15 protein-coding genes and 1 pseudogene are annotated in these 20,626 nt (G+C 72.2%); 6 read left to right on the top strand and 10 right to left on the bottom strand.

Annotation, left to right across the window (positions count from 1 at the left end):
• The 3 genes and pseudogenes from ACWEK3_RS25145 to ACWEK3_RS25135 all read right to left on the bottom strand — a co-directional run.
• Positions 1-309: pseudogene (locus ACWEK3_RS25145) on the bottom strand (ABC transporter substrate-binding protein); the annotation flags it as partial.
• 603 nt (positions 310-912) lie between these two features.
• Positions 913-2,820 (bottom strand): translational GTPase TypA, encoded by a 1,908-nt coding sequence (gene typA / locus ACWEK3_RS25140; RefSeq protein WP_361413208.1) that lies wholly within the window; start codon positions 2,818-2,820, stop codon positions 913-915.
• Positions 2,821-3,089: 269 nt separating this feature from the next.
• Complete coding sequence (locus ACWEK3_RS25135) at positions 3,090-5,351, bottom strand: ABC transporter family substrate-binding protein (RefSeq protein WP_450546548.1); 2,262 nt, start codon at positions 5,349-5,351, stop codon at positions 3,090-3,092.
• A 329-nt stretch (positions 5,352-5,680) separates the two neighbouring features.
• Here ACWEK3_RS25135 and ACWEK3_RS25130 point away from each other — a divergent pair, with 329 nt between their 5' ends.
• From ACWEK3_RS25130 to ACWEK3_RS25115, 4 genes are all read left to right on the top strand, one after another.
• Complete coding sequence (locus tag ACWEK3_RS25130) at positions 5,681-5,968, top strand: hypothetical protein (RefSeq protein WP_361413207.1); 288 nt, start codon at positions 5,681-5,683, stop codon at positions 5,966-5,968.
• A gap of 82 nt (positions 5,969-6,050) precedes the next feature.
• Positions 6,051-6,887, top strand: a complete 837-nt coding sequence (locus ACWEK3_RS25125) for a hypothetical protein (protein ID WP_450546547.1) — start codon at positions 6,051-6,053, stop codon at positions 6,885-6,887.
• 25 nt (positions 6,888-6,912) lie between these two features.
• Positions 6,913-8,880 (top strand): fumarate reductase/succinate dehydrogenase flavoprotein subunit, encoded by a 1,968-nt coding sequence (locus ACWEK3_RS25120; RefSeq protein WP_450546546.1) that lies wholly within the window; start codon positions 6,913-6,915, stop codon positions 8,878-8,880.
• Positions 8,877-9,647 (top strand): succinate dehydrogenase/fumarate reductase iron-sulfur subunit, encoded by a 771-nt coding sequence (locus ACWEK3_RS25115; RefSeq protein WP_450546545.1) that lies wholly within the window; start codon positions 8,877-8,879, stop codon positions 9,645-9,647. Before ACWEK3_RS25120 ends, ACWEK3_RS25115 begins: the two co-directional genes overlap by 4 nt.
• A gap of 6 nt (positions 9,648-9,653) precedes the next feature.
• Here ACWEK3_RS25115 and ACWEK3_RS25110 read toward each other — a convergent pair whose 3' ends face one another.
• Together ACWEK3_RS25110 and ACWEK3_RS25105 are read right to left on the bottom strand one after the other, a co-directional pair.
• Positions 9,654-9,986, bottom strand: coding sequence for a hypothetical protein (locus tag ACWEK3_RS25110; protein WP_453250650.1), 333 nt, complete (start codon positions 9,984-9,986; stop codon positions 9,654-9,656).
• A 19-nt stretch (positions 9,987-10,005) separates the two neighbouring features.
• Positions 10,006-11,142 (bottom strand): hypothetical protein, encoded by a 1,137-nt coding sequence (locus ACWEK3_RS25105; RefSeq protein ID WP_453250651.1) that lies wholly within the window; start codon positions 11,140-11,142, stop codon positions 10,006-10,008.
• A gap of 769 nt (positions 11,143-11,911) precedes the next feature.
• On the opposite strand from ACWEK3_RS25105, the gene ACWEK3_RS25100 reads away from it, so the two are divergent.
• The gene (locus ACWEK3_RS25100; RefSeq protein WP_453250649.1) at positions 11,912-13,684 is read left to right on the top strand and encodes a hypothetical protein; all 1,773 of its coding nucleotides are present in this window, start codon (positions 11,912-11,914) and stop codon (positions 13,682-13,684) included.
• A gap of 21 nt (positions 13,685-13,705) precedes the next feature.
• On the opposite strand, the gene ACWEK3_RS25095 is transcribed toward ACWEK3_RS25100, so the two are convergent.
• From ACWEK3_RS25095 to ACWEK3_RS25075, 5 genes are all read right to left on the bottom strand, one after another.
• Complete coding sequence (locus ACWEK3_RS25095) at positions 13,706-16,318, bottom strand: SpoIIE family protein phosphatase (RefSeq protein ID WP_453250648.1); 2,613 nt, start codon at positions 16,316-16,318, stop codon at positions 13,706-13,708.
• Positions 16,319-16,580: 262 nt separating this feature from the next.
• A complete protein-coding gene (locus ACWEK3_RS25090) occupies positions 16,581-16,988 on the bottom strand; it encodes an ATP-binding protein (RefSeq protein ID WP_450546540.1) in 408 nt (135 codons plus the stop codon).
• Between the two features lie 322 nt (positions 16,989-17,310).
• Positions 17,311-17,739 (bottom strand): (deoxy)nucleoside triphosphate pyrophosphohydrolase, encoded by a 429-nt coding sequence (locus tag ACWEK3_RS25085; RefSeq protein ID WP_453250647.1) that lies wholly within the window; start codon positions 17,737-17,739, stop codon positions 17,311-17,313.
• 42 nt (positions 17,740-17,781) lie between these two features.
• Positions 17,782-17,976 (bottom strand): SPOR domain-containing protein, encoded by a 195-nt coding sequence (locus ACWEK3_RS25080; RefSeq protein WP_453250646.1) that lies wholly within the window; start codon positions 17,974-17,976, stop codon positions 17,782-17,784.
• 377 nt (positions 17,977-18,353) lie between these two features.
• Positions 18,354-19,106: a GntR family transcriptional regulator gene (locus tag ACWEK3_RS25075; RefSeq protein ID WP_365417901.1), complete on the bottom strand. Its 753-nt coding sequence runs from the start codon at positions 19,104-19,106 to the stop codon at positions 18,354-18,356.
• Positions 19,107-19,374: 268 nt separating this feature from the next.
• Here ACWEK3_RS25075 and ACWEK3_RS25070 point away from each other — a divergent pair, with 268 nt between their 5' ends.
• Positions 19,375-20,481 (top strand): pyridoxal-phosphate dependent enzyme, encoded by a 1,107-nt coding sequence (locus ACWEK3_RS25070; RefSeq protein ID WP_453250645.1) that lies wholly within the window; start codon positions 19,375-19,377, stop codon positions 20,479-20,481.
• The last annotated feature ends 145 nt before the right edge of the window (positions 20,482-20,626 follow it).

The raw sequence follows: 20,626 nt of genomic DNA, 5'->3' as shown, positions 1-20,626 counted from the left end.
GACCGTGAAGGTCTTGTTGTCCGTCGAGTCGATCGACTGGGCATTGACGTAGACGGTCTTGCCGCTCTGGTCGTAGTCGACGAGCCCGGAGAAGAGCGACTTGATGACAATGCTGCCGTTGGACTCCATGGTGTTCGCCGGCTGCAGCGGGTTCTGCGGCTCGCCGACCTCGATGGAGAACTTACCGGTCGGGTCGATCGCGGCCTTCTTGCCACTGCCCTTGTCGCTGCCACCGCCGCCACAGGCCGTCACGCCCAGTGCCACAACCGCGGCCATCGCAACCCACTTGGCGCTCTTGGCACCACGCATGGGGCTCCTCCTCATGAGTCCATTGGTTCACCGCATGGAGGGACACACGACGCATCACCGTCACCGGTGCCTGAAATCGTCAGGTGCCCCCCGCGCTCGCGAGTCGTCGCCGGCTGCAGCGCGTGACCCGTTGTTCCGAGCTCTACGCGCCTAACTATCTGCCATCCGAACGGGAACGAACCACACCTTCAAGGTTTCGGTTCGATCACACCTGACGTCTACTTCTCCCAAAATCCGGACAAAGGGTTTCGTGAAAGATCACAGCGAAACGGACTTGTTACACAACTATCGGGCTTCGCTGTCCGGATAGCGGACAAGGGAGAGGGAAAACCGGTTGCGCCGACCGGCGGTTGAGCCCATGCCGACACCACCGGTGCTGTCTCACGGGCCGGGCGAGGACGGCCGAGCCGCGGATTCCGGCCGTGGCGACACCGGCGAAGCTCCCACAGGTGGGGCTCGGAGGCCAGATCTGACGCCCCGTTATAGGGAAAACCCTGTACCGGCCCGCCGGTCGCCGACCGGCGGGAAACAGGCGCCCACCCGCGTACCGCCGGGTGGGCGCCTGGAAGCGAGGACGGGCCGGGGAGCGGCCCCGGCCGTTCCTCAGCTGTGCTTGGCGCGGCTGGCGGCGCGGGCGCGGTCGCGCTGGTCGAGGACGACCTTGCGGATGCGGACCGCCTCCGGGGTCACCTCGACGCACTCGTCGTCGCGGCAGAACTCCAGCGACTGCTCCAGGGAGAGCTTGCGCGGCGGGACGATCGCCTCGAACGAGTCGGCCGACGACGACCGCATGTTGGTGAGCTTCTTCTCCTTGGTGATGTTGACGTCCATGTCGTCGGAGCGGGAGTTCTCACCGACGATCATGCCCTCGTACACCTCGGTGCCCGGATCCACGAAGAGCACGCCGCGCTCCTGGAGGTTCGTCATCGCGAACGCGGTGACGGCACCGGAACGGTCGGCGACCAGGGAGCCGTTGTTACGGGTCTGCAGCGCGCCGAACCAGGGCTCGTGACCCTCGTGGATCGAGTGGCCGATGCCCGTGCCGCGGGTCTGGGTCAGGAACTCGGTGCGGAAGCCGATCAGGCCCCGGGAGGGCACGACGAACTCCATGCGGACCCAGCCGGAGCCGTGGTTGGACATGTTGTCCATCCGGCCCTTTCGCACGCCCATGAGCTGCGTGACGGCGCCCATGTGCTCCTCGGGCACGTCGATCGTCATGCGCTCGACCGGCTCGTGAACCTTGCCGTCGACCTCCTTGGTGACCACCTGTGGCTTGCCGATGGTCAGCTCGAAGCCCTCACGGCGCATCTGCTCGACCAGGATGGCCAGCGCCAGCTCGCCGCGGCCCTGCACCTCCCAGGCGTCCGGGCGCTCGGTGTCCAGGACGCGCAGCGAGACGTTACCGATCAGCTCGCGCTCCAGGCGGTCCTTGACCTGGCGGGCGGTGACCTTGCGGTCCTTCACGGCCGCCTTCGCGTCGGCGCCCTTGCCGGTGCCGCCGCGGCCGACCAGCGGGGAGGTGTTGGTGCCGATGGTCATGGAGATCGCCGGCTCGTCGACCGTGATCAGCGGCAGCGGGACGGGGTTCTCGGTGTCCGCGAGGGTCTCGCCGATCATGATGTCCGGGATGCCCGCGACGGCGCAGATGTCACCGGGGCCGGCCTTCTCGGCGGGCTTGCGGGTGAGCGCCTCGGTCATCATCAGCTCGGAGATCCGCACGTTCTGCACGGAGCCGTCGCGCTTGATCCACGCGACCGTCTGGCCCTTGCGCAGCTCGCCCTGCTCCACGCGCAGCAGCGCGATACGGCCGAGGAAGTTGTCCGCGTCGAGGTTGGTGACGTGCGCCTGGAGGGGGGCGGCCTCGTCGTAGACGGGGGCCGGGATGTGCTGGAGGATCGTGGAGAAGAACGGCTCCAGGTTTGTGGAGTCGGAGGGGACCGTGCCGTCCTCCGGCTTGGTCAGCGAGGCGATGCCGTCCCGGCCGCACGCGTAGACGATCGGGAACTCGATCTGGTCCTCGTCGGCGTCCAGGTCCAGGAACAGGTCGTAGGCCTCGTTGACGACCTCGTCGATCCGGGCGTCGGGCCGGTCCGTCTTGTTGATGCAGAGGATCACGGGCAGCCGGGCCTGGAGGGCCTTGCGCAGCACGAAGCGGGTCTGCGGCAGCGGGCCCTCGGAGGCGTCGACGAGCAGGACGACGCCGTCGACCATCGACAGGCCGCGCTCGACCTCGCCACCGAAGTCGGCGTGGCCGGGGGTGTCGATGATGTTGATCGTGATGGGCTCCCCGCCGTCCTTGGGGTGGTACTTCACCGCCGTGTTCTTGGCGAGGATCGTGATGCCCTTCTCACGCTCCAGGTCGTTCGAGTCCATCATGCGTTCGTCGACCTGGTCGAGCTGGTGCGCGGCGAAGGCGCCGGCCTGCTTCAGCATGGCGTCGACGATGGTGGTCTTGCCGTGGTCGACGTGGGCGACGATGGCGACGTTGCGGATGTCGTGGCGCGTGGCCATAGTGAGGCGTACTCCCGAAGTGTGCGGACGACCTGCGCGTACGTCGGTGTTACGCGGGCCCTGCCGGGCGGGACACGCCACGGCCTCAACCCATGGTACGGGCCGCCGAGGTGCGCCCGAAAAAAAGGGCGGGGCAAGCGCCCGCCAAAACGCGGAGTGTGTCCGCGCGATCACAAATCAGGCTTCTCCCGAAAAGGGTGGCGACCCCCGGGGCCGACGGGCCCTCGGAGGTCGCCCGACCGCGGCTTTCCGGCCGTGGCCTGCCGGTCTCAGCCCTTCGGCGACGCGCCGCCCGACGGCTTCGCCCCCTTCTTCAGGAAGCCCATGTCCTCGTAGACGGGGGTCTGGAAACCGAAGGCCCCGACGTTCACGAGGTTCTTGCGGACGACCGTCAGCTGGGGACGCTGGTAGAGGGGGATCGAGCCGGCCGCCGCCCAGATGCGGGCGTCGGCCTTGCGCAGCAGGCCGGCCTGCTCCCCCTCGTCCAGGGTGGTGATGGCCTGGTCGAAGAGCTGGTCGACCTGGTCGGTGCCGACGCGGGTGTAGTTCTGCTGGACATTCAGGGAGCCGTCGGCGGCCGGTACGGGCTTGGCGTAGATGGGGCGGGCGTCGGTGGCCGGCCAGGCGGAGGCGGGCCAGGAGTACAGCGCGAGGTCGAACTGCCCGGAGGCGATGTGGTCCCGGAAGTAGCTCTCGTCGGGGACCCTGGTGATCTCCGTGCCGACGCCGACCTTCTTGAGCATGGCGGTGACCCGGTCGGCCACCTTGCGCAGCGTGTCCGAGCCGGGGCCGGAAGGAACCACGAAGCGCAGCGTGAGCGGCTTGCCGTCCTTGGCCAGCGGCCCGGCGGCGGCACCGGGCCGCGGCGCGGCGGTGCCCTTGGGGGCGTAGGCACCGGGCGCGCTGCCCTGCTTGAGGTGGTCGTTCGTGTACTGCCTGCCGTCCTGGGCGAGTTGCCTGGCGCCCTCGTCGCCCGGCCCGCGCTGCTCCTGCTGGTCCTTGTGGTCCCGCTCCTGCTCGCTCGGGCCGGGTGCCTTGCCGTCCTCCGCGTGGTCGTTCTGGCCGACGATGTACGTCCCGTCGCCGTCCCCGGCGGAGTTCTGTGAGCCGTGGTGGCCCTCGCCGCCGGCCGCCTTGTCGGGCTTCTCGGGCTTCGCGGGCTTCTTGGGGTCCTTCTGCTCCTTGACCGGGCCGGGCACCCAGCCGGCGTCCGCGAGCAGGTCCCGCGCCTGGGCGGCGTCCTGGCCGCCGAGGGCGTCGCTGCTGTCGGCGTAGGCGTTCTGGCCGGACACGGCGAGGTGGCTGCCGACCGGGACCGAGGGCAGGCCGAGCGGCTTCAGGGCGATCTCGGCGAGTTCCTTGCGGTCCAGCGCGTGCGCCACCGCGCGGCGGACGCGCTCGTCGGCCAGGGGGCCCGCGGAGCCGTTGAGGGCGAGCTGGGTGTACGCGGGCTCCAGCGACTTGCGCACCTGGAAGTCGCGCAGCACCTGCTGCTGCCGCAGGTATGTGGTGAGCGACGTGCGCTCCGCCGCCAGGGCGCGGCGCTCGCGGTCGGCGGCCTTGTCGTCGGAGCCGTGCAGCACCGCCCAGGAGAGCAGCGCCCTGGCGGCGGTGCGGCTGCCGGCCGGGCCATGGAGGGGGCTGCCGCCCCGGGCGCCGGCGGACGTGATCCGCGGGACGTCGGCGGGGTCGATGTCGGCCACGTCCACGGAACCCTCGGCGAGGGCGGCGGCCCGCTTGTCGCGCGGCACCTCGTGCAGCACGATCTCGGACAGCTTGACCTGACGGCCCCACCAGCGCGGGTTGCGGCCGAGGACGACGTCCTTGGTCTTGGTGTCGATCTTCTGCACGGCGAACGGTCCGGCGCTGACCGCCAGCTTCCTGCGGGCGCCGTCGTTGAAGGCGTTCGCGGTGCCCATGACGTCCTTGGGGTACAGCGGCGAGAACAGCGACCGCCAGTCGGCGTAGGGGCGGGCGAAGGTGACCCGGACCTCCAGGTCGTTGGCGCCGCGCTCGATCTTCTCGATGCGGTCGTACCCGGCGTTGCGGGCGGTCCAGTACGCCGAGTTCTTGCCGGACAGGGCGCGCCACTGGGCGGCGAAGTCGGCGGCGCCGACCTCGCGGCCGTCGCTCCAGACGGCCTGCTGGTTGAGCCGGTAGACGACGACCTGCTTGGGCTCGGTCTCGACCACCCGGGCGGAGTCCAGGTAGTCGGCGTCGGGCTGAGGGTGGCCGTTCGCGTCGAGCCGGAACATGGTGGGCAGCACTGCCTGGGCGATGCGGGTGGTGCCGGCGTCGGCGTCCGCCTGGAAGGCGTTCAGTGTCTGCGGCATCGCGTCCACCGCCCAGCGCAGCCTGCCTCCGTCGGCGATCTGCTTGCGGGCTGCGGGCGCGATGTCCTGGGCGGCCAGCGGCTTGCTGCCCTCGTCGTCCGAGCCGCAGCCGGCGAGGAGTGGCACCGCGAGGGCGCCGGCGGTCAGGAAGGCGGCCGAGCGCATGACCGCGCGCGGACGGACACCGTCGTAGGACATCTGTGCTACCTCCGTGGAGCCGCTCCCGCCGGTGGCACGGGTGGGGTTTGATCCCATTTGGCGGTATTTTGGTGTTCATCAGATCTACGGCCCACTGAAGGGGAAAGGGTTCGTCAGCCGGAGGCGACACGGCGGAGCGGGTCCGGAAGGTCACCCGTTCGGCGCAGGTGGTCCCCGGCGCACACAGAGCGCGTGCGGGCGTGCGTGTGGGATGTGCAATCCGCCAATCGCGGCACATCCCTTCCCACCGACAGGTGTGACGCGCAACACTCGCAGGCGCATGAACGTTGCCGCCTAGGGCTGTACGCCCATGGAAGCGAGGTCACGTCATGTCCGTGCACGACGACCTGACGTCGGTCCAGCGAGCCCTCGACGATCTGCTGCGGTCGGTGGGCCGACTGGAGCAGCAACTCGGTGGCGGGCTGGAGATACGCCGCGTGCGTACCGACGCCGACCACCTGCGGGAGAGCGTCGCCCTGCTGCGTGAGGCCTCCCAGGGCCAAGCAGCCCCCCAGCGGCCCTCGCTCGTCACCATCTCCGACGCTCCCTACGACGTCTCCCTGTGGACGGACTCGGACGACGAGGGACTCGGCGCCCGCGACCGCCACGCCCCCTGAACCCGACCGCGCATGACCCGAAGGGGCTCGACACCGGCTCCAGTGCCCCGGAGGCGAGCCCGACAGGAAGGTGCGTCCCGCATTGGCCACAGGTACGGAACCTCCCGGCACACAACCCCATCCGCTCGGCGGCGGTGTCCGCTCCCCCGGGCGGGCCGCGATCGCCGCCCGGCATCTGCGGACCGACCGCTGGTGGCTGGCGCCCGCCGCCACTGCGGCCGGACTGTTCGCGTTCGTCGTGTACTCGACCTGGCGGGCTTTCGCGAACGCGCACTACTACGCGGCGCCGTACGTCTCGCCGTTCTACTCGCCGTGCCTGGCGCAGAACTGCCGGACCATGCACGCGGGACCCAACGCCGACCTGTTCGGCAGCTGGTGGGCGATCTCCCCGGCGATCATCATCCTGATCTTCCCGCTGGGCTTCCGGCTGACCTGCTACTACTACCGCAAGGCGTACTACCGGGGCTTCTGGGCGTCCCCGCCGGCCTGCGCGGTCGCCGAGCCGCACCGGAAGTACACCGGTGAGACCCGCTTCCCGCTGATCCTGCAGAACGTCCACCGGTACTTCTTCTACGCGGCGATCCTGGTCGCCGGCGTGCTGACCTACGACACCGTGCTGGCCTTCCGCGACCAGCACTACCGCTGGGGCCACATGGGCCTCGGCACCGTGGTCTTCCTGGTCAACATCCTGCTGATCTGGGCGTACACGGTCTCCTGCCACTCCTGCCGGCACATCGTGGGCGGGAAGCTCAAGCACTTCTCGAAGCATCCGGTGCGCTACCGCCTCTGGCAGTTCGTGAGCCGGCTGAACGCCCGCCACATGCAGCTGGCCTGGGCCTCGCTGTTCAGCGTGGCGCTCGCCGACTTCTACGTGTACCTGGTCGCCTCCGGCGTCTTCGACGATCCGCGGTTCTTCTGATGAGTACGACGAGTGGGGCCTTGTGATGTCCGTGGTGGACCGGCAGGAGTGGGACGTCGTCGTGGTCGGCGCGGGCGGCGCCGGGCTGCGGGCCGCGATCGAGGCGCGCGAGCGCGGGGCGCGTACCGCGGTGATCTGCAAGTCGCTGTTCGGCAAGGCGCACACGGTGATGGCCGAGGGCGGCATCGCGGCGGCCATGGCCAACGTCAACGAGCACGACAACTGGCAGGTCCACTTCCGCGACACCATGCGCGGCGGCAAGTTCCTCAACCAGTGGCGGATGGCCGAGCTGCACGCGCAGGAGGCGCCGCAGCGGGTGTGGGAGCTGGAGACCTGGGGCGCGCTGTTCGACCGTACGAAGGACGGCCGGATCTCGCAGCGCAACTTCGGCGGGCACGAGTACCCGCGCCTGGCGCACGTCGGCGACCGTACGGGCCTGGAGCTGATCCGGACGCTCCAGCAGAAGATCGTCTCGTTGCAGCAGGAGGACAAGAGGGAGACCGGGGACTACGAGTCCCGTCTGAAGGTCTTCCAGGAGTGCACGGTGACGAGGATCCTCAAGACCGCGCCTGACAGCGGCTCCGCCACGGGCGACCGTGTCTGCGGGGTCTTCGCCTACGATCGCGAGTCCGGCCGCTTCTTCGTGCTGGAGGCGCCCGCGGTCGTCATCGCGACCGGCGGCATCGGCAAGTCGTTCAAGGTGACGTCCAACTCGTGGGAGTACACCGGCGACGGGCACGCGCTCGCGCTGCTCGCCGGGGCGCCGCTGCTGAACATGGAGTTCGTTCAGTTCCATCCGACGGGCATGGTCTGGCCGCCGTCGGTGAAGGGCATCCTCGTCACCGAGTCGGTCCGCGGCGACGGCGGGGTGCTGCGCAACTCCGAGGACAAGCGGTTCATGTTCGACTACATCCCCGACGTCTTCAAGGAGAAGTACGCCGAGTCGGAGGACGAGGCGGACCGCTGGTACGAGGACCCGGACCACAACCGGCGCCCGCCGGAGCTGCTGCCCCGGGACGAGGTCGCCCGCGCGATCAACTCCGAGGTCAAGGCGGGCCGCGGCTCACCGCACGGCGGAGTGTTCCTCGACGTGTCGACACGGATGCCGGCCGAGGTCGTCCGGCGCCGGCTGCCCTCGATGTACCACCAGTTCAAGGAACTGGCCGACGTCGACATCACGGCGGAGCCGATGGAGGTCGGGCCGACCTGCCACTACGTCATGGGCGGCATCGCGGTCGACTCCGACACGGCGGCGGCCCGCGGGGTGCCGGGACTGTTCGCGGCCGGGGAGGTCGCCGGCGGCATGCACGGCTCCAACCGGCTCGGCGGCAACTCGCTGTCCGACCTGCTGGTGTTCGGCCGCCGGGCCGGGTGGCACGCGGCCGAGTACGCGCAGGGGGCGGCGCGCGAACGCCCGGCCGTGGACGGCGCCCAGGTGGACGCGGCGGCCGCGGAGGCGCTGCGGCCCTTCTCGGCGGAGGGCGCGCAGGGCGGGGAACCGGTCGACGGGCCGCCGGAGAACCCGTACACCCTGCACCAGGAACTCCAGCAGACCATGAACGACCTGGTCGGCATCATCCGCCGCGAGGGCGAGATGGAGCAGGCGCTGAAGAAACTCGCCGAGCTTCGGGTGCGGGCGCGGCGGGCCGGGGTCGAGGGGCACCGGCAGTTCAACCCCGGCTGGCACCTCGCGCTCGACCTGCGGAACATGCTGCTGGTCAGCGAGTGCGTGGCGCGGTCCGCGCTGGAGCGCACGGAGTCGCGCGGCGGGCACACCCGCGAGGACTGCCCGTCGATGGAGCGCGCCTGGCGCCGGATCAACCTGCTGTGCCGGCTGACCGACCCGACGGGCGGGCTGGCGGCTACGGACCCCGTGCGCGGCCAGATCGCCCTCTCCCGGGAGACCACCGAACCCATCCGCCCCGACCTGCTCGCCCTCTTCGAGAAGGAGGAGCTGGTCAAGTACCTCGCCGAAGAGGAGCTGTACGAGTGAGCAGCTATGAGGCCCGCTTCAAGGTGTGGCGGGGTGACGCTCGGGACGGGGGCCTGGAGGACTTCGCGGTCGAGGTCAACGACGGCGAGGTGGTCCTGGACATCATCCACAGGATCCAGGCCACCCAGGCGCCGGACCTCGCCGTGCGCTGGAACTGCAAGGCGGGCAAGTGCGGTTCGTGCTCCGCGGAGATCAACGGGCGGCCCCGGCTGATGTGCATGACCCGCATGTCGGTCTTCGAGCCCGAGGAGACGGTCACCGTCGCCCCGCTGCGGACCTTCCCGGTCGTCCGCGACCTGGTGACGGACGTCGGCTACAACTACGCCAAGGCGCGCGAGGTCCCGGCCTTCGTCCCGCCGGCCGGTCTCGGTCCCGGCGAGTACCGCATGTTCCAGGAGGACGTGGACCGGCCGCAGGAGTTCCGCAAGTGCATCGAGTGCTTCCTGTGCCAGGACGTGTGCCATGTCGTACGCGACCACGAGGACAACAAGCGGGCGTACGCGGGCCCCCGCTTCCTGATGCGCGTCGCCGAACTCGACATGCACCCGCTGGACGCCGCCGCGGACTCGGGCCTGGACCGCAAGCGTGCGGCCCAGGACGACCACGGCCTGGGCTACTGCAACATCACCAAGTGCTGCACGGAGGTCTGCCCCGAGGGCATCAGGATCACCGACAACGCGCTGATCCCCCTGAAGGAACGGGCGGTTGACCGCAAGTACGACCCGCTGGTGTGGCTGGGCTCGAAGATCGGGCGGCGGTCGTCCTAGGTCCCTTCACAGGGGCTGGTTCAGGGAGTCCGTGCGGGCGGGGCGCTGGGCCAGGTACTGAAGGAACGAGCCCAGGAAGAACACGGCCATGCCCACCAGCGCGAGGTTGAAGTGGGCGGCCGGCCTGCTGCTGAGCGGGCCGACGCACAGGAACGCGCCCATGCCGACGGCAGCGGTCAGTGTGCCGTACCCCCACAGCTTGGGCCGCAGGACCTTTTTCCAGCCGACCGGCGGCACCCAACCGGTCGTGATCCCCAGGATCCCGATCACTGCCACTCCCGCCACAACCACGAGGGCCAGTGCGGTCGTCCCCATCGCCATCGAGTGCATACCGCTCATCCTCCCATCGATGCCGTGATCATGACAGGTCGGTCCAGCCTTCCCGGTACGCGGTCCAGTCGTCCTCCGTGGCGGCGAAGTCGACGTACAGGGCGACGCCGAAGCGCTCGCGGCCGGGGTCCGTGCGGGAGAGGCCGAGACGGACGCCGCGGACGGCGGCGGGGACCGTTTCGGCGGAGGCGCGGTGGCCGAAGCGGTTGTCGTGGAAGAACGGCAGGCCCATCAACAGGTCGGTCGTGGGCGGGGTGACCTCCAGGGCGAGGGAGGTCTGCTGGGCGACGTAGCCGCCGTACAGGCTCGGCAGCGGCTGCATGGTGTCGTACGACATCAGGGCGATCTGGTCGACGCGGCGGGCGACCTGGGCGAAGTACGCCTGCGACCACCACTTGGGGTGGTTGGTGAGCGTGCCCCACAGGGAGTGGAAGGCGGGCAGCGGGTCGATCTGGTGGGCGGCGACGGACAGGGGGACGCCGTGGGCTCGGGTGACGGCGCGCAGGTCGTCGAGGAGGCCGAGGTAGTCGCGGTCGCCGGAGTGCAGCGGCTCCAGGTCGAAGTGGGCGCCGTCGAAACCGGCCGCCAGGATCTCGCGGGTGGAGGTGACCACGGCCGCGCGCGCCTCGGCCCGTTCCAGCCGCATCCCGTCCGGGCTCTCGGTGGCCAGCTCGTCGCCTAGCCAGGCCTGCACACGGACGCCGGGCAGCGCGCGGTGCACGGCGGGTATCAGCCAACGGGCCCTGGGATAGGAGGACTTGGAAAGCGTGCCGTCGTGTTCGAGCGGGCCCGCGTGCACATACAGGTCGCGGATGCCGGTGCCGCGCAGCCGGCGGGCGAGGGCGGCGACATCGGCGTCCTTCTTCCGGCCGTCCACCCAGGCGTGGCCCAGCCAGATCGCGTCCTGGCCCCTGGTGTACGTCCCGTCGGCGGGGTCGCCCGTGTAGTTCACCCGCAGGGCGGTCTCGGCGGCGAGCAGCGGCAACACCAGCAGCAGAACGACACCGAGGGCGACACGACGAAGCCAACGCAGCCCACGGCGCCGCCGGGGCGGCGGACCAGCGCGCCCCTGGCCGGGGTCGGAGGGCGTCGTGTCCGCGGTACGTTGCGCGTCGCCGACCTCTTGCCCGGCGGCGGTGCCGTCCGGACCGGACGCGTGCGCCATGCCGGTGGTGGCGTCCGTACCGGTAGCGTTCCCCGCGCGGCTGCTGTCGTCCTTGCCGGTCGCGCTTTCCGTGCCCGGGGTCGCCTGCCCGTCGGCGGTATCGTCCGTACCGGACGCGCCCTCCCCGCCGGTGATCCCGACCCTGCCGCTCGCGGGCTCCGCGCCGACGGCGTCGTGCGTGCCGCCGGTGTCGCCCGTACCGGTCGCGCTCTCTGCGTTGGAGGCGCTCCCCGCGCCAGCGGTCTCTCGCCCGCCGGTGATGTCGCCCGTGCCGGACGCGTTCTCCCCGCCGGTGATCCCGGCCCTGCCGCTCGCGCTTTCCGCGCCGGGGCTGTCGTGCGTGCCGCCGGTGCCACCCGCACCAGTCGCGCTCCCCGGGTCGGACGCCGGCTCCGCGCCAGCGGTCCCCCGACCGCCGGTGATGCCATCCGTGCCGGAGGCATTCTCCGCGCCGGCTGTGCCGTCCCTGCCGGTCCGGCTCTCCGCGCCGGGGCTGTCGTGCGTGCCGCCGGCGCCACCCGCACCGGTCTCGCCCCCCAGGTCGGACGCCGGCTCCGCGCCAGCGGTCCCCCGACCGCCGGTGGTGTCGTCCGTACCGGACGCGTCCTCCCCACCGGGGGCGCCGGTCCCGCTTCCCGTGTCGGACGTCTCTTGTCTGCCGGTGGTGTTCTTCATGCTGGTGTCCTCTCCCGCGTTGCCGTGTCCCGTCGGCCCCACCAGTGCCGCGGCCCGGTCGCGTGGCTGCTCGGGCGGTCATACGCTCCCGAATGTGACGGCATCGGTGTTCCGGGCGGCCCGGCCGCGGCGCGCGACCCGCCGCCTGCCGGGGCGGGTGGCGCACACGATGCTGTGTGGCGCCGCGGGCCTCGTGTGGCTGGTGCTTCCGGGGATGACGATCAACAGCGGCGCCGCGGTTGCGCTCCCCCAGACCTGTCCGGTGGCCGCCACCGCCGCACCGCGGCAGGACGAGACGTCACCGGGCTATCTCGCCCTGCCGCTCGTGGCGGTGGGCGCGGCGGGGGCGCTCGCCGGGTACGGGTACGTCCGGCGGACCCGGCGGGCCAGGACCCGTACGACCCCCGGTGGCGGCCCCTCCCCGCCCTCCGCGCCGCGGCGGTCGCCACCGCCGTCCGGTGAACTCGGCGGCAGGTCAATGGAGTTGATCCCCCTCGCGGACGACTGGGTGCGCACCAGCCGGGAGGAACTCGGCTTCGTCGAGGCGCGGTTCGGCGCGGCGGCCGTCGAGCCGTTCGCACGGGCGGTGCGGGAGGCGGAGGCGGAGCTCGCCGCCGCCTGCCGGATGCGGGAGCGGTACGACCACGGGGTCCCCGCGGACGCGGCCGCCCGGCGGCAGGCGCTGGCCGGCGTGGTCGGGCGCTGCGAGGAGGCGGGGCGGCTGCTGGACGCGGAGGCCGCCGCGTTCGACGAACTGCGCGGCCTGGAGCGGGGACCGGGTGAGGCGCTGGAGGTCGCCGAGGCGCGGTTCCGGAAGTTGGCGGGGCGCACGGGGACCGCCGCCTCGACCGTCGCCGGGCTCCGCGAACGGTACGGGCCGGCGGCCGTCGCATCGGTCACGGGACACGTGGAGCAGGCCAAGGACCGGCTGCTGCTGGCCACCTCCCGGCTGAACCGGGCCCGCCAGTCGGCAGACTCGGGGAACCCCCTGGCCGCCGCCTGTCACCTGCGCGTGGCCGAGGGCGCGGTCGCCCAGATCGCGGTGTTCGTGCACGGCGTCGAGCGGCTGGCCGAGGAGCTGTCGACCGCCGAGCGACTCGTACCGGCGGCGCTCAGCGGCGCGGAGGCGGACCTCGAGGCGATCCGGCGAGCGGCCGAGTCCGCCGCCGCGCAACTGACCGGCGACCCGGACCGTGCCACCGCGCCCGTCCCGGGCCTCCCGAAGTCCGCCAAGTCCCGCAAGCCCGCGCAGCGTACGGCCGACGGCCCGGCTCCGGAAACGGCCACCGCCTCCGGCGAGGCACCCGCCCTCGTGCCGGGCACGTCCTCGGCGGCCGTCCCCGCCGACGTCGCCGCCGGCGAGCTGCGCGCCCGTGTCACGCACGCCGACCTGGAGCTGGCCCACGTACGCGTACACGCCGAGCCGGCCGCGGGGCCGTACGACCCGCTGGACGCGCTGCGGCGGATCGTACGGGCGACCGCGCCGGTCGGTACCCGGCGTGCCGGTGTCCTGTCGGCCGCCGAGGAACTCGTCGCGCGCAGCGCCGTCGCCGCCGCCGACGACTTCGTCGGCACGCACCGGGCCGCGGTCGGCGCCACGGCCCGCATCCGGCTGGCGGAGGCACTGCGCCTCCTCCCGACCGACCCGCAGACCGCCGACACCCTGGCCCGCCAGGCCCGCGACCTCGCGGAGCAGGACGTACGCCTGCACGGCAACCCGTACACCGCCACCACCGACCCGTTCGCCGGCGCCACCGGAGCGGTGCTCGGCGGCATCCTCCTGGCCGAGGATCCCGACGGCGGCCCGCCCGCCTGCTACGGCGGCCCGCGGACCCGGGGACGGCGCCGTCCGGGACCGGCGGCGTAGACCGGTGGCCGAGCGGGGCGGTCAGAACAGGCTCAGCAGCGCCTCCGCCGGGTCGGTCAGGGCGTTCTCCCCGTCGGGCAGGGGGAGTTCGAACCAGACCGTCTTGCCGCGTGGGGTGCGGCGGGATCCCCAGGCGGCGCTGAGCAGGCCCACGAGCTGGAGGCCGCGGCCGCCCTCGTCGGTGTCGCGGGCGCGGCGGCGGCGCGGCTGGACGAGGCCGGAGTCCCACACCTCGCAGACCAGGGTGCGGTCGAGCAGGAGACGGAGTCTGATCTCGCCCTCGCCGTAGCGCAGGGCGTTGGTGACGAGTTCGCTGACGAGGAGTTCGGTGGTGTCGATCAGCGGTTCGAGGTCCCAGGCGGTCAGCTGGGCGCGGGCGTACTCGCGGGCGCGGCCGACGCTGCGCGGTTCGCGCGGCAGGGCCCAGTCGCCGACGGACTCGGCGGGCAGGCCCTGGACGCGGGCCATCAGCAGCGCGATGTCGTCCTCGCCGTGGTGGGACCCGAGCGTGTTGAGGATGTGGTCGCAGACGTCCTCCAGGGGGCGGGAGGGGTCCGTGAGGGCACCGACGAAGGCCTGGAGGCCCTCGTCCAGGGGGTGGTCGCGGGATTCGACCAGGCCGTCGGTGTAGAGGGCCAGCAGGGCTCCCTCGGGGAGTTCGACCTCCACCTCCTCGAAGGGTTCGCCGCCGACGCCGAGGGGCATGCCGGGCGGCACGTCCAGCATCAGCGCGGACTCGCCGGGTTCGACGAGCACCGGCGGCAGATGGCCGGCGTTGGCGAAGGTGCACCGCCGGGTGACCGCGTCGTAGACGGCGTAGATGCAGGTCGCCAGGTACACCTCGGAGAGGTCGGCCTCGCGGGGGCGGCGGGCGGCCCGGGTGGCCTGCTGGACACCGCCGGGCGCGCCGAGACCGCGGGCGATCTCGTCCAACTGCGAGAGCACCTCGGCCGGTTCCAGGTCGAGCAGGGCCAGCGTGCGTACGGCCGTGCGCAGTTCGCCCATGGCGACGGCGGCGCGCAGACCGCGGCCCATGACGTCGCCGACGACCAGCGCGGTGCGGTGGCCGGGGAGTTCGATGACGTCGAACCAGTCACCGCCGACCTCACTGGGCCGGCCGGTGGCGGCGCTGCCGGGCAGGTAGCGGCAGGCGATGTCGAGGCCGGAGGCCTCCGGGTCGCCGGGCGGGAGCAGGGACCGCTGCAGTATCAGAGCGCGTTCGTGCTCGCGCCGGTACAGGCGGGCGTTGTCGATGCAGACGGCGGCGCGCGCGGCGAGTTCGACGGCGAGTTCGCGGTCGCGCTGGCCGAACGGCTCGCTGCCCTTGGTCCGGGCGAACTGCGCGAGTCCCACCACCGTGTCGTGGGCGACCATCGGCACGGCCAGCGTGGTCTGCACGAGGCCGCCGTCCTCACCGGGCACGGTCGTCGGGCGGGCGGTGCGCAGGGCGTCCGCGCGGGGCGAGTTGAACGGGTAGTGATGGACGGCGCCGAGTTCGACGGGTGCGCCGGTGCCGCCGAACGGCGCGCCGGAGACCGCGCTGGCGAAGGCGACGCGGCGCAGTTCGGCGCTGCCGTCGGCGAGGCCGGGCGGGGTCTCGTCGCCGGCCAGCAGGCCCTGGTAGAGGTCGACGGTCGCCAGGTCGCAGAAGCCGGGGACCACGACGTCGAGGAGTTCGCGCGCGGTGGTCTCCAGGTCGAGGGAGTTGCCGATGCGGGCGCCGGCCTCGTTGAGGAGGGCGAGGTTGCGCCGCGCGGCGGCGGCCTCGCGGGCGGCGTCACGGCGGGCGGTGATGTCGGTCCCGAGCCAGGCGATGCCGATGCTGCGGCCGCTGCCGCTGTGCACGCGGTAGAGGTTGACGGACCAGTGGCGGCGCTCGTCGGTTCCCGGCACGAAGCCGGAGACGTGCATGTCCGTGATGGACTGCCCGTTCTCCAGCACCCGGCGCAGGGTGGCGGTGACCCGCTCGGCCTCGCCGCGCGGCAGGTAGTCGTGCACGCCCCTGCCGCGGTGGTCGTCCGGCGAGCCGCCGAAGATGGAGGCGAACCGCTCGTTGGCGCGGCGGACCTTGAGGTCGGTGTCGATCAGCAGGAAACCGAACGGGGATTGGCCGAAAATCGCCTGCGAGGCGGCCAGGTCGGTCTCGATCCGCCGCAGGGTGCGGACGTCGACGACGGTGCACACGGCGGCCCTGTCGCCCTCCACCGTGGTCGTCGGCATCACGTAGACCTCGGCGAGTCCCTCCTCACCGCGCCGGCCGTCCTCGCCGTCCGGGATCCGGAAGGGAACCACGCCGGTCCACTCCCGCCCGTCGAGGATCTCGGCCATCTTGCGCTGGCCGTGCTCGCGCAGGTCGGGGTCGACGAACGCCTCGATGGGGTCCATCCCGACGGCGCGTTCGGCGGGGATGCCGAAGAGCCGCTCGGCGCGCAGGCTCCACTGGTCGACGTGTCCGTCGGGGCCGATGGAGAAGGAGGCCACCTTGATGTAGTCGTACATCGAGCCGGGCGGGCTGCTCTGCCACATCGCGTCCCCGGACGGCGCCCCGTCGGCTGCACCGCCGCCCGCGGACCCCGCCCTCGCGCCGTCCGACGGGTCCTCGGACTCCGTGGCCTTCGCTGGTATCTCGCTCACGCGAACCGTCCCCTCCAGCTCACCGCGTCCGGCACCGGTCACCGGGGGCGGCTGCCCGCAGTATCCAGCACTACGGCGCCGCACAACACGGTGTTCACGATCACAGGACCATCCCGATGCTTTCCGGTCCGGTCCTGCCACAACACCATCAGTCTTCTAACCAGGCAGGACCGGGTCGAATCCCGCTCGCGGACAACCGTGGCAGGCCGCTGCCGACCGGTGTGCGGTGGGGGCTCCGCGTACGGCCCGTCCACCGCTCCGCTCACCCCGGGACGGCCAGTTCGAACCAGACCGTCTTGCCGGTGTCGTCCGGCCGGGTGCCCCAGCGGCGGGAGGTGGAGGCGACCAGTTGCAGGCCGCGGCCGGACTCGTCGTCCAGGCGGGCCGGACGTTCGCGGGGCGGGGCTGGCAGCGGGTCGGAGACCTCGACCAGGAGTACGTTGGGCAGGTCCGCGGGGCGCAGCAGCCGAACGCCGATGGGACCGGTCGCGTACCGCAGGGAGTTGGTGACCAGTTCGCTCACCAGCAGGGCCGCGGTGTCGCCGAGCGTGTCGAGGTCCCAGCTGCGCAGCTTGCCGCGGACGGCGGCGCGGGCCGTGCGCACCGCGCCGGGATCCGCGGGAAAGGTCCACTCGGCGGTGTCGCCATCGGTGTCGATCACGCCGTTCACTTCCCAGGCACGCCGATCACTTCGCAGGCCGGCGCGCCACCCATGTCCGGTTTCATAGGACTAAGGGGGACATACCCGGTATCCAGGGGGCAGTACCGCTCGCGGCGGTGCGGTGTGGCACGAACGGCGTACCCGGAGCGCGCCCTAGTGCCGCGGCAGGCAACGTTCGCCCGTCAAGGAGCGGCGTCCGGTGCGTGCTCTGGGGGTCCCCCTGCTCGAAGAGTTCGGGGGAGCATGCCGGGTGTCGCGACGGGGCGGACGTTGCCTGTCGGGGTACCAGTCTCCCGTGCGCCCTGGACTTTGACGGAGCACACGATGACTCTCACGCCCCTGGGGCGCCGTCCGCCGGGCCGGCTCGGAGGTGGGTGAGGGTCTGCCGCACGGCGGGCACGTCCTGGTCCAGCCAGGGGACGCTCCAGATCTCGGCCGGGGTGAGCCAGCGCAGGTCGTCGTGGTCCTGGAGGGGCTTGGGCTCGGCGGAGCCGGGGCGCAGCCGCGCGGTCCACACCTGGAGTTCGTACGGCGGTCGCAGGGGCCAGTTGCCCGGAACGCGCTCGACGGCCTCGGTGTCGATGCCGAGCTCCTCGCGCAACTCGCGTACGAGGGCGGCCTCGGGCCGTTCACCGGGCTCGACCTTGCCGCCGGGCAGTTCCCAGCGGCCGGCCAGCTCGGCGGGCGCGCTGCGGCGCGCGGCGAGCAGGCGGCCGCCGTCGAGCAGGGCGGCACCGACCACCACGATCCGTTCGCTCATGCGCCGGAGCCTACGGGAGCGGGCCGGCGTCCGGTGAAGGGGTCAGCCCTCGCCGCCCGCACCGCCGGCGCTCTGCTCGATCCGCTCGACCCAGTACAGCTGGGTGTCCGGACCGTCGAGGCTTTCCGCGATCTTCTGGGCCTCGGCGCGGGTGGCGTACCTGCCCACGCTGTACCGATTGCCGTTGTCGTCCTGCCGGACGACGAGCCAGGGAAGGGTGATCGTGCCGTCGTTCATCGCGCCCCCACTGCTCCTTCCCGCCCCTGTGCGTCCGGCTCCCGGCCCCCGCCGCGTCCCGCCCGTTGAGGAAACCGCACTCCGCATATGCCTGACCCTACGCCCAACCTTCACGCAGCGAATACGGCTTTTCACAAAGAGGTAGGCAACCGGCCAGCATGGGAATCGGCCGCCCGGGGCGCACGGAGACGAACGCGCCGTGCGAGGGCCTCTGTACATCCGCTCGGAGGCATGCGGCAGCCGCGGTGGCGACCTGCGAGAACGGCCGGAATACGGCGCCCGGGCGGGGCGGCGCGGCAGAGGGGCGGGCGGGCCGGGCACCGAGGGGGCGCACACCACCCTCGGGGAATCACCGCACGACCCTTACCGCGCGGCTCCTACCTCACCGGCAAGTGGTACGCCACCCGGTAGCGGTCGGCGGGGATCACGACGTCGGCCGTCTCCACGGGGCGGCCGGAGGCGTAGAAGGTGCGCTGGACGACGACCACGACATGGCCGGGGACACCGCCGAGGGCGTGCAGTTCCTCGGCGAGGCCGGGGCGGGCGCCGACCTCCTCGGTGACGTTGTCGACGATGACGTCGATGGCGCGCATGCGCTCGACCACGCCCATGCCACCGAGCGGACCCTCCTCGGGGAGCATGACGGGGGTACGGCCGGTGAGCGCGAGCGGCTCCCAGGAGGTGGAGAGCATCATCGCCTCTCCGGCGTTCCGGAACACGTACTTGGTGCGCATCACGCGGTCGCCGGGCTTGATGCCGAGCCGCTCGGCGATGGCGCCGCTCGCCTCGGCCTGCGTGCTGCTCGACTCCCAGGTGCCGCGCACCTCGGCGTCGGCCTGCTCCTGCCGGAACGGCGTGGCGCCGCCGGCCAGACGGAAGCCGGAACGGGCGACCCGGCGCGGCACGGGTCGCTCGCGCACATACGTCCCCGAGCCGGAGCGGCCCTCGACCAGCCCCTCGGCCATCAGCACCTTGCGGGCCTCGAGCGCGACCGTGTCCGAGACGCCGTACTCCTCGCGGATTCTGGCTTGTGAGGGCAGCCGGGTGTGCGGGGGCAGCAGACCGTCGACGATCTTCTTGCGGAGATCATCCGCGACGCGCAGGTACGCCGGCTGCTCACCGAAAGTCACTGGCCGCTCCCATCAAGTTGTACAGACAGCAACAGCGTGGCAACCGCGGGTTGTACTTGCAAGCAGGGGCCAGAGAATCACTCGAAGTGATGACTTGCGGGGAGCGAAGGCATGCCCAGGCGCTTTCTCCCCGCTACGGCCGCCGTCACACCTCCGCATGACCGAAAACGGAAGCGCCGGGGGTGCGGAGGCGAGGCCGAGTGCGACGGACGTGCCGTGCGGGAGTCATGACGGGGCGTCGGCGAACCTCGCCCCTTAACCTGCGTGCATGACACCTCTGCCGGACCGCTACTGCCCCACCGACGGCGTCCGCGTGCCCGGTGACTCCCTCGCCTGGCGCTGCCCGACCTGCCACGGCCCGCTCGATCTCGACTTCTCCCCCACCCCGGCGTCCCTGAAGTCCCTCACCGGGAGGGTGAACTCCCTGTGGCGGTACGCGGAGACGCTGCCGCTGCCGGCGCCCACGCTGTCCCTCGGCGAGGGCCGCACCCCCCTGGTGCCGCTGACGGACGAGGTCTCGGCGAAGCTGGACTTCCTGATGCCGACGCTGTCGTTCAAGGACCGGGGCGCGGTGCTGCTGGCCGAGCTGGCGCTGCGTGCCGACCCGCGCCGGGTGGTCGCCGACAGCAGCGGCAACGCGGGCACGGCGATCGCCGCGTACTGCGCCCGCGCGCGGCTGCCGTGCACGGTGTACGTCCCGCTCGGCACGTCCGCGAAGAAGCTGGAGCAGATCGAGGCGCACGGCGCCCGCCTGGAGGTGGTCGACGGCAACCGCGAGGCGGCGGGCAGGGCCGCGCAGCGCGCCGCGGACGAGCCGGACACCTTCTACGCCTCGCACGTCTTCAACCCGTACTTCCTGCACGGCACCAAGACCTACGTGCACGAACTGTGGGAGGACCTCGGCGGGCGCCTGCCGGAGGTCCTGGTCCTGCCGGCGGGCAACGGCACGCTGCTGCTGGGCGCGGCGCTGGCGATCGCCGAGCTGTTCGGGGCCGGCCTGCTGGACCGGCGTCCGGCGCTGTGGGCGGTGCAGGCGGCAGCGGTCGCCCCGCTCGCCCGCGCCTGGGAGGAGGGCGCGGAGGAACTCACCGGCACGACCCCCGTGGCCCCCACCCACGCCGAGGGCATCGCCGTCCCCCACCCCGCCCGGGCCCGCCAGATCCTGCGCGCGGTACGGGCCTCGGGCGGCACCTTCCTGACCGTGACGGAGGACCGCATCCGCCACGCCCAGCTCGACCTGGCCTCCCGCGGCCTGTACGTCGAGTCGACGGGCGCGGTCTGCTGGGCGGCGATCCGCGAGGGCGCCCTCGGCGGAAAGTCGGCGGTGGTCCCCCTGTGCGGCGCGGGCCTGAAGTCGGGCCTGGCCCGACCGTAACCCCGGCTGAACCCGGCCTGCCTGGCCCGGCCCGGTCCTGCCCGCGCCCGCCCGACGCTGGCCTTTCCGATGGCTCGGCGGCTCCCCTGTGCGGCGGTGGACTGGCGGGGCCGGGCGTCGGCGGCCCGTGTCTCCCGTCTGGTGG

This window comes from Streptomyces sp. NPDC004721 (assembly GCF_053601495.1).
This window is presented reverse-complemented; position numbering and strand designations above follow the sequence as displayed.

Excerpts from the sequence above, each read along its gene's own strand:
- typA (WP_361413208.1), bottom strand. The coding sequence starts at position 2,820 with ATGGCCACGCGCCACGACATCCGCAACGTCGCCATCGTCGCCCACGTC.
- ACWEK3_RS25135 (WP_450546548.1), bottom strand. The coding sequence starts at position 5,351 with ATGTCCTACGACGGTGTCCGTCCGCGCGCGGTCATGCGCTCGGCCGCC.
- ACWEK3_RS25130 (WP_361413207.1), top strand. The coding sequence starts at position 5,681 with ATGTCCGTGCACGACGACCTGACGTCGGTCCAGCGAGCCCTCGACGAT.
- ACWEK3_RS25120 (WP_450546546.1), top strand. The coding sequence starts at position 6,913 with ATGTCCGTGGTGGACCGGCAGGAGTGGGACGTCGTCGTGGTCGGCGCG.
- ACWEK3_RS25110 (WP_453250650.1), bottom strand. The coding sequence starts at position 9,986 with ATGAGCGGTATGCACTCGATGGCGATGGGGACGACCGCACTGGCCCTC.
- ACWEK3_RS25105 (WP_453250651.1), bottom strand. The coding sequence starts at position 11,142 with ATGGCGCACGCGTCCGGTCCGGACGGCACCGCCGCCGGGCAAGAGGTC.
- ACWEK3_RS25085 (WP_453250647.1), bottom strand. The coding sequence starts at position 17,739 with ATGAGCGAACGGATCGTGGTGGTCGGTGCCGCCCTGCTCGACGGCGGC.
- ACWEK3_RS25080 (WP_453250646.1), bottom strand. The coding sequence starts at position 17,976 with ATGAACGACGGCACGATCACCCTTCCCTGGCTCGTCGTCCGGCAGGAC.
- ACWEK3_RS25070 (WP_453250645.1), top strand. The coding sequence starts at position 19,375 with ATGACACCTCTGCCGGACCGCTACTGCCCCACCGACGGCGTCCGCGTG.